Origin of the sequence: Clostridium sp. (assembly GCF_017888565.1) — a bacterium.
Lineage (GTDB): Bacteria > Bacillota > Clostridia > Clostridiales > Clostridiaceae > Clostridium.
Window position 1 is genome coordinate 1 of sequence record NZ_JAGHFX010000087.1, and the last position, 9,517, is coordinate 9,517.

6 protein-coding genes and 1 rRNA gene are annotated in these 9,517 nt (G+C 28.1%); 2 read left to right on the plus strand and 5 right to left on the minus strand.

Annotated elements, in window-relative coordinates; all coding sequences use genetic code 11:
* Positions 1 to 428: 428 nt before the first annotated feature.
* The 4 genes from glgD to glgB are packed head-to-tail and all read right to left on the minus strand — an operon-like array spanning position 429 to position 6,235.
* On the minus strand, positions 429 to 1,535 hold the full coding sequence (gene glgD / locus J7M87_RS16855; protein WP_291652797.1) for a glucose-1-phosphate adenylyltransferase subunit GlgD: 1,107 nt from the start codon (positions 1,533 to 1,535) through the stop codon (positions 429 to 431).
* A gap of 13 nt (positions 1,536 to 1,548) precedes the next feature.
* Positions 1,549 to 2,733, minus strand: coding sequence for a glucose-1-phosphate adenylyltransferase (locus tag J7M87_RS16860; protein WP_291652799.1), 1,185 nt, complete (start codon positions 2,731 to 2,733; stop codon positions 1,549 to 1,551).
* 46 nt (positions 2,734 to 2,779) lie between these two features.
* Positions 2,780 to 4,225 (minus strand): glycogen synthase GlgA, encoded by a 1,446-nt coding sequence (glgA, locus tag J7M87_RS16865; RefSeq protein ID WP_291652801.1) that lies wholly within the window; start codon positions 4,223 to 4,225, stop codon positions 2,780 to 2,782.
* 33 nt (positions 4,226 to 4,258) lie between these two features.
* Positions 4,259 to 6,235 (minus strand): 1,4-alpha-glucan branching protein GlgB, encoded by a 1,977-nt coding sequence (gene glgB / locus J7M87_RS16870; protein ID WP_291652803.1) that lies wholly within the window; start codon positions 6,233 to 6,235, stop codon positions 4,259 to 4,261.
* Positions 6,236 to 6,564: 329 nt separating this feature from the next.
* Here glgB and J7M87_RS16875 point away from each other — a divergent pair, with 329 nt between their 5' ends.
* Positions 6,565 to 7,473: an ABC transporter ATP-binding protein gene (locus tag J7M87_RS16875; RefSeq protein WP_291652805.1), complete on the plus strand. Its 909-nt coding sequence runs from the start codon at positions 6,565 to 6,567 to the stop codon at positions 7,471 to 7,473.
* Positions 7,473 to 8,699, plus strand: coding sequence for an ABC transporter permease (locus J7M87_RS16880; protein ID WP_291652807.1), 1,227 nt, complete (start codon positions 7,473 to 7,475; stop codon positions 8,697 to 8,699). Before J7M87_RS16875 ends, J7M87_RS16880 begins: the two co-directional genes overlap by 1 nt.
* A 730-nt stretch (positions 8,700 to 9,429) precedes the next feature.
* Here the strand turns inward: J7M87_RS16880 and rrf are convergent.
* Positions 9,430 to 9,517: ribosomal RNA gene (rrf, locus tag J7M87_RS16885) — 5S ribosomal RNA — on the minus strand; the annotation flags it as partial.

The following is a 9,517-nucleotide window of genomic DNA, read 5'->3' on the forward strand; positions in this document are numbered from 1 at the left end:
AATTACTTTGAGTCTTAATGTTAAGACGTCTAAAAGAATTGCTGGTTTGTTTACTTAACTTATTTTCTGTTCAATTTTCAAAGACCATTTTCTTCATCGCCCTCAAGCGACTTTCTTATCTTATCACTTAAAGTTATCACTGTCAACATATTTTTTATTGTTTTTAATGATTTCTTTAATTTGTTTTGCTCCTCGCTTGGAACGAGATTAATCTTACCATTTATATTAATGCTTATTTCTACAAAATATGATATTTATATCAAATTATATACTTTATACTTAATAAAACTCCTTATTTCTAATATATAATACTATTGATACACCAGGAACATTTGTTATTATATTTCATCTATATAGTAACCATTAGCCCTACCTCAATAGCTACTATATAGATTTATATATCTAATGTTTATTTTTATATTTCTTTCTTAAACAACTTTTGTTCTTTGGATAGTTACTGGATAATTATTTGTCCCCTTAATTACTTGACTTTCAATTACTACAGTTCCCTTATCAGCTATAACACTATCCATTATGACATCAGAACCAATTATTGTGTTTTGCATTATAACGCAATTTTCAAGCCTTGCGCCTTTTCCAATAACAACTCTTCTCCCAATTACACAATTCTTTATTTCTCCCTCTATATATGACCCATTTGCAATTATGGAGTTTGATACTAAGCTAATATCTGTATATTGTGTTGGCGGTTCATCTTGTGATTTTGTATATATAGGTTTTTTATTATAAAACAATTCTTTGTTTATATTTTGATTTAGTATATCTAGATTAGTATCGAAATATGATTTAATAGAATTTATACAAGATAAATATCCATCAAATTTAAATGCTCCAACTTCAAATTTATTAAGATTTGAAGCTATATATCCTTTTATTTTTCTATGGATTCCAGTTTTTATGCATTCATGAATAATATTAGTAAATAATTCTGTCTTCATAATATACATCTCCATATTTATTTTAGCATTTTTCTCTCTACCTATATTTTCACCAATACTAATTACTCTGTTATCATTATCTACATTTAAAACTTCACACTCTATAAACTTTTTATCTGCCTCTTCTACTTCTTTATATACTATCGTTATATCATTTTTAGATTTCTTATGATATCTTAACGCTTCATTATAATCTATATTACATATCATATATGATGAACTTATTAACACATATTCTTTTCTGCTTTGCTCGATGAACTCAATATTATTTAGAAAGTTATGAACATCATCATAGTTAGGGTCATAATCTCCAAAATTAAACACTCTAAGACCATCTTTTTTTCTATGCAAATCCCATGGTCTACCATTAGTTAGATGATTTATTAATGATCTTGATTTATTAGCTGCAAATATTCCTATTCCTTCTATTCCTGAATTAGCCATATTAGATAGTACAAAATCAATCACTCTATATCTTGCAGAAAGAGGCACCGATGCTAAAGTTCTATACCTTACTAACTCTCCCATCCTACTTTGGTTTTCATCTAAATTTATTATCCCTAAACAATTATTCATTCCCCTAACCCCCTTAAATATTAATCACTTCGTCATTTAAACATATCTCTTTTAAACTTATAGTTGATTCATTAACTATATATTGATAAGCCCCAACAACTTCTATTGTATCTCCATTACCAATGCTGCAACCATGATTTATTATTGCATTACTTCCAACTATAGTTTTATCTATTACAACATTATCTCCAATTTGTGCATTTGGCATTATTACTGAATCTCTTATCACTGTATTTTTACCAACATACACACCTTCAGATAATACGGAATTTTCTATTTTACCATTGATTATACAACCTTCTACTATTAAAGAGTTTACTATCTTAGCATCTTCCCCTATATAATGGGCTGGCCTTACTTGATTTTGTGAATATATCTTCCATTCACTATCGTATAAATTTAAATCATTATCTATTTTCAATAAATCCATATTAGCTTCCCATAAGCTATCTATAGTTCCTACATCCTTCCAATATCCTTTAAATGGATATGCAATTAACTTTCTTCCTTCATCAAGCATCTTAGGAATTATATTTTTACCAAAATCATTGTTTGAAGATAAATCTTTTTCATCCTCTCTTAAAAGCTTCTTTAATACTGCCCAGTTAAATATATATATCCCCATTGATGCATTAGTACTTTTAGGTTCACTAGGCTTTTCTTCAAATTCATATATTGAGTTATCTTCCTTAGTATTCATTATTCCAAATCTGCTAGCCTCTTCTATCGGAACATCAATCACTGCAATTGTTGCATCTGCACTATTTTCTTTATGAAACTCTAACATATTGTCATAATTCATCTTATAAATATGATCACCTGAAAGTATTAAAACATATTCTGGATCATATCTATCTACATATTCTATATTTTGATAAATTGCATTTGCAGTTCCCTTATACCAATCCCCCCCCTTTTCTTCTTGATATGGTGGCAATATTGATACTCCTCCATCTCTTCTATCTAAATCCCAGGGATCCCCTATTCCTATATGGGAATTTAAGTCTAAAGGTTTATATTGAGTTAATACACCTACTGTATAGATACCTGAATTAGAACAATTACTTAAAGCAAAATCTATAATCCTGTATTTACCTCCAAATGGCACTGCAGGTTTTGCTATATTCTTAGTTAATATTCCTAATCTAGATCCTTGTCCCCCCGCCAAAACCATTGCTACTATTTCTTTTTTTCCCATATTCCCCTTCCTCTCTTCTATACCTATATATTAATTTTATAAAAATTTATTTATTATCATTGTTAGTAATCAGTTCATTATATATTTCTATATATTCCTTTGCAGACTTTTCCCAACTATTATCTGCACTCATAGCTTGTCTAACTATGCTATTCCACTTATCTTTATTCTCATAAATCTTTAGAGCATATTTTGTTGTATTAAGAAGTTCTTCAAATCTGTAATTTTTAAACCCAAATCCATTTCCAGTTCCATCATACTCATTATAAGGAATTACTGTATCCTTAAGTCCCCCAGTTTCTCTAACTATAGGTATGCTTCCATATCTAAGTGCAATTAATTGTCCAAGTCCGCATGGTTCAAATAATGATGGCATTAAAAACATATCAGATGCAGCATAAATCTTATGTGCTAACTCATTACTAAATTTTATATTTGCACTAACCTTCTTAGGATGCCTAATTTGGAAATCTTTAAAACCTTCTTCATATATATAATCTCCAGTACCTAGTATCACAACTTGAATATTTTCTTTTAATAATTCTTCTAATATATTAATAATTAAGTCACAACCTTTTTGATGTGTTAACCTAGATACTAAACCAACCATTGGAACATCATTATTTATTGGTAACCCTAATTCTTTTTGTAATTCTTCCTTATTACTTTTTTTATTTTTAAAGTCATCAACACTATAAGTAGAGTATATATACTTATCCTCTTCTGGATTATACTCCTTATAGTCTATCCCATTTACGACTCCTTCTAATGCCGAACTTCTACACCTAAGTAATCCCTCTAGCTGTTCTCCATACTCCGGCGTTTTAATCTCTTCTGCATAACTCTTACTTACTGTAGTAACCTTATCGGCATAGTTAATTCCTCCCTTTAGAAAACTAACTGCTCCATAATGTTCTAAACTTCCATTATTAAATGGTTCATAATCATACCCAAATAATTCTGGTAAAACTTTTGGATCAAACATTCCCTTAAAGAATAAGTTGTGAATCGAAAACATTGTTTTCATATTTTTAAACTTTTCTTCCTTTGAATACTCTAATTTAAGAAGTACTGGTACCATTCCAGTTTGCCAATCATTACAGTGTAATATATCTGGAACCCAATCTATATGCTTTACAAATTCTAAAACTGCTCTATCAAAAAAAGCAAATTTTTCTCCATCATCGTAATACCCATATAATCCATCTCTTTTAAAGTAATACTCATTATCTAGAAGATAAAATTTAACCCCCTCATATTCATACTCTAAAATTCCACAATATTGATTTCTCCATCCAACATTTACAGTAAAATTATCAATATACTTTAAGCTTTCTTTTATTTCCTTTTTTATATCTTTATAATTAGGAATCACCACTCTTACATCTGCTCCTAGATCATTTAACGTAACTGGTAAAGCACCAATAACATCTCCTAATCCACCAGTTTTAATAAAAGGATGTGCTTCTGATGCTACTATTAAAATATTCAAATTTATTCCCCCAATTAAATCTTATATTATTTTTTAACTTTCTATTATCTCCTTACTTTCTATGCCATTTCTTTCAGAACTCTTAACTATATCCTTGATAGATAATATTGAAACAGCCATAGGTGGTACTTTTAATACAATAGAGTATGGCTTATTATGATAATCTATTTTTTCTGATAATATTACATCCTTATTTAATTGATTTGATCCTCCAAACTCCCTTTTATCAGAATTAAATACCTCACTATATTCTGCATTATATGGTACTCCAATTCTGAAATCATGATATATAACAGGAGTGAAATTACAAACAAATACTAATGTATCTTTAATTTTATTTCCTCTTCTTATAAATGAAAATATGCTTTGATTAGCATTATCTGAATCTATCCACTCAAATCCATTAGTATCATAATCTAATTTCCAAAGGGCATTCTGTTCTTTATAAAAACTATTTAACGTCTTACAATAATCCTTAGTTACTTTATGCATTTCAAACTTCTCAATTAATTCCCATTCTAACTGTTCATACTCCCTCCATTCTATAAATTGTGCAAATTCATACCCCATAAATGTTAATTTTTTTCCCGGATGCCCCATCATATAAGCTAAATATAATCTTAAGCCCGCAAATTTATTCCAATAATCTCCCCACATTTTATCTATCAATGATTTTTTACCATGTACCACTTCATCATGTGATATTGGTAATATAAAATTTTCTGAGTAATTATACATCATAGAAAAATTCATATTATTATGATGATGTTTTCTATATATAGGATCTATTTCTACATACTTCAACGTATCATTCATCCATCCCATATTCCACTTAAAATTAAACCCTAGTCCACCATCTTTAATTGGCTTACATACATTTGGCCATGATGTTGATTCTTCAGCAACCATAAGAACATTCTTAAATTCGCTAAATACAGATTTATTTAACTCTTTAATAAATTCTATTCCTTCTAAACAACCATCTCCACCAAATTTATTTGGTCTCCATTCACCATCATTTCTTCCATAATTCAAGTAAAGCATATTAGATACTGCATCTACTCTTAATCCATCTATATGAAACTCTCTTAACCAAAATAGCGCATTTGAAATTAGAAAACTTTTTACTTCAGGTCTACCCAAATCAAAATTTGCTGTTCCCCACCCCTTATTTTCAGCTTTCCACTCTTCTTGATATTCATAAGTTGGGCTACCATCAAATTTATATAACCCATGTTCATCCTTACAAAAATGACTTGGTACCCAATCAAGAATAACTCCAATATCATTTTTATGAAGTATATTTATTAATTCCTTTAAATCTTCTGGATTGCCATATCTACTAGTAACAGAATAATACCCCGTTCCTTGATATCCCCAAGAAGCATCTAATGGATGTTCTATTAATGGCATAAACTCTACGTGAGTATACCCCATTTCAGCTAAGTACATAGGTAGCTCATCACATAACTCTTTATATGTAAGAAATTCACCATCCTTAGTTTTCCATGAGCCTAAATGCATCTCATAAATATTTACTGGTGATTTTAGAATATCTGTCTTTTCTCTTTTATTTATCCATCTTTTATCTGACCATCTAAATTTAGCTTCATCTTTAATTATTGATGCAGTATTAGGCCTAAGCTCTGAAAATATTGCATAAGGATCTGCTTTATATACCCCCTTTGAACTACTCTTATTTATAATGTAATATTTATATTTAGTACCTTCTTTTAGTCCTGGAATAAATACTGACCATACTCCCCTATCATTAACCTTCTCCATTTTAAATTCATCTTCCGGCTTAAAATCACAAAAATCCCCAACAACATATATTTTACTTGCATTCGGTGCCCAAGTTGTAAATCTTACTCCCTTTTTCCTTTTTTCACTAACAAAATGAGCTCCCATAAATCTATAACTACAATAATTTCTACCTTTATGAAATAAATTTATATCTATATCTATAAGTTGTCCCTTTTTAACTTCACTCTTTACCATATTTGTCATATAAATCTCTCCCTCGAACTTAACATAATTCACGCATTGATAATTATATCATTCATTTACATTAATTTCCATTTATTCTGTAATACTATAATCGTTAATATTTAATGTTTTTCATTATATTTTTACATAATATAAGTAATTAAATATTTAAACTTGTTATAATATGAATAATTAACATGAAATCAATACTAATTTCATAGCTTTATATCGAATTTTCACTATCTCAATATTTTAAGGCCATATTAAGGTTTTATTAAGATTTTATATTAATTTAAATTAAGATTTTAATTCTAGAATTAGTAATAGTTAACTTAAAGGGAGGTAATAAATTGAAGGTTTTAGAGGTAAATGGACTTAAAAAGAAACTTGGGAAAAGAGAAATAATAAAGGATATCTCTTTCTCAGTAGAAGAAGGTGAAATATTTGGTTTTTTAGGACCTAATGGAGCTGGAAAAACAACAACTATAAGAATGCTAGTTGGGCTTATAAGTCCAAATGGAGGTACCATAAGCATATGCGGACACGATTTAAAAGATGATACTGAAAAGGCTCTAAAAGAAGTTGGAGCTGTAGTTGAAAATCCTGAATTATATAAATATTTATCAGGTAGAGAAAACTTAATGCAAATTGCTAGAATTAGAAAGATTCCTAAAAACCAAGTAGATGAAACTATAAAATTAGTAGGACTTGAACATAGAATAGATGATAAGGTGAGAAAATACTCACTAGGAATGAAGCAACGCTTAGGATTGGCTGCTTCACTTTTGTCTAGTCCAAAACTTCTTATTTTAGATGAACCTACTAATGGATTAGATCCCTCAGGAATATTAGACTTTAGAGAAGTAGTTAAGAAAGCTGCTAAAGAAAGAGGAATGGCAGTATTTATATCTTCACATATACTTTCAGAAGTTCAACATCTTTGTGATAGAGTAGCATTTATCAATCATGGAACTATAAAGTCAGTAGAAAATGTACTAAATGAATCTATGGAAACTGATACTGATATAATTTGCTTAAAATTATTACAAGAAATAGATACTAACGAATTATTATCTATTGACTATATAAATTCTGCTAAAAAGACTGATGATGGGATAGAAATAATATTATTATCTAATAAAACTCCTGAATTAATTAAATATCTTGTTAATAGTAACTATGCTGTACAAGAGGTCTTTAAAATACGTAAAGGCTTAGAGCAAAGATATATGGAATTAGTTGAAGGAGGGATTAGATAATGTTGTTAACTCTTATAAAAAATGAATTTATTAAAATTTTTAAAAGATCTAAAACTTGGATTGTTTTTGCATTATTTATAGTATTTATTGGAATAACTGCTTTTGGTACATGGATGAATGACAAGAATATGAAGGAATGGACTTCTCCTGAATATCAAATAAAACAAGCAGAAGAACAATTAGTTTATATAAGAAATGATATAAAGAGAGCCGAAGCTGATAGTGATCAACAATGGATTCAAAGCCTTAAGGAAATAGAAGCTAATCTTTTAAAAGACATAGAAGATAATAAAGATATAATTAAAAATGGTATCTCTGAAGATGCATGGAAAAAACAATTAGATGAATCAATAAAATCTACTGAAGACATGATTAAACAATATGAAGAAGATGGTATAAATGAATGGAACAAGAGATGGTATGCTGAATCAAAACAACAATTAGATGACTTAAAATACTTAAAGGCTAATAATATAAAGCCTTTACAAGGTTGGGAATATCATGCTTTTAACTTTTTAAGAACACTTAATAGCTTCTTTGGATTAGGAGTATTAATAGCAGGAATTGCTGTATTTATGAGTGATATTGTTTCAGGTGAATGCACACCAGCAACATTAAAGTTTTTACTTGTGCAACCAGTTAAAAGAGGTAAAATTTTATTATCTAAGTTCATCGTTTCAGTTATTACAGTACTATCATTAATATTAATACCTCAAGTAGTTGGTATGACCGTTATAAATATGACAAGTAATGTTGATGCCTCAGATTATCCTGTTAGAATTGAACAAAAATATGAAAAGGAATTTGACCAATCTTCAGGAGAAATGATGCTAAAACAAATCCCAGATACATCAAAAATGGTAACTAATACCGAAAGTGCTATAAGAACTATAGGTTATCAATCATTATTTATTTTATCTGCTTGCTCTGTTATCTTTATGATATCAACCATATTTAAAAGTAGTATGATTTCAATGGCTGTTTCAGTAATATCAACTATATTCCTAGCAATAGGAACTCAAGCAATTAGTTCAATAAGAGATATTAGTCATCTTCTCTTCACAACTTATGCTGATGCAGGTAGTTTAGTAACTTCTGAATTAGCATTAATGTATCAAAACCCTAAATTAACAACAACTAATGGAATAGTTTGTATGATTATAACAGCAATAATAGCTTATATAATAGCACATATTAATTTTACTAAAAAAGATATTTTAATATAATAAATATAACAAATTTAGATAAAACCATTAATATAAAGTATAATATATAAACATAAAGGGCTTCGCGAAACGCGAGCCCCTTTGCATATTATCTAATTTACTAATTATAATAACTCTATACTATTAAAATATGCAATAAGAAAATACTTTTTAATATATTTTTCTTATATATATATTAAATTTATAAAATAAATTTAATAAGTACTATCTTGTATAGGATTATAATCCAAGTTAAAAGTTATAAATAAATTCTTTAAATATTTATTTAAATTTTATATTACTATTATCTTAATTTCATTTATATTAAATTAATAATATAGTCCCCAACTAATAAACTATTATCCACATATATATAAAGTTATCAACATTATATATGATAATAAAGCAATTAATGTTGATAACTTTTTGTATATTTGTATATATAATAATTCTTTATTTAATTTATATATAAATACTCTAACATTATTATATATATTTCTTTTAATCTATTTCTATAAAAATAATATTTAATTTACAAATCTAATTTGAGTATGCCATACTTCTATTATCCATTAAGTACACAGAATCGTTATGAGTTAAAATATGAACTTAACTATCTCTTAAAGTATAGTTATATATATATCTTTTTCTTCATATTCAGGCTCATTATCTAAGCATATTTTAATAGCATATAAGCGCTTTATAAAGAAATAAAAAAGACTTAAGAATAAATTCTTAAGTCTTTTTAATAACCTGGCAACGTTCTACTCTCCCACACAGTCTCCCATGCAGTACCATCGACGCTGTAGAGCTTAACTTTCCTGTTCGGAATGGAAAGG

Coding starts and splice junctions, on each gene's coding strand:
- glgB (WP_291652803.1), bottom strand. CDS start 6,235: ATGACAAATATGGTAAAGAGTGAAGTTAAAAAGGGACAACTTATAGAT.
- glgD (WP_291652797.1), bottom strand. CDS start 1,535: ATGAATAATTGTTTAGGGATAATAAATTTAGATGAAAACCAAAGTAGG.
- J7M87_RS16860 (WP_291652799.1), bottom strand. CDS start 2,733: ATGGGAAAAAAAGAAATAGTAGCAATGGTTTTGGCGGGGGGACAAGGA.
- J7M87_RS16880 (WP_291652807.1), top strand. CDS start 7,473: ATGTTGTTAACTCTTATAAAAAATGAATTTATTAAAATTTTTAAAAGA.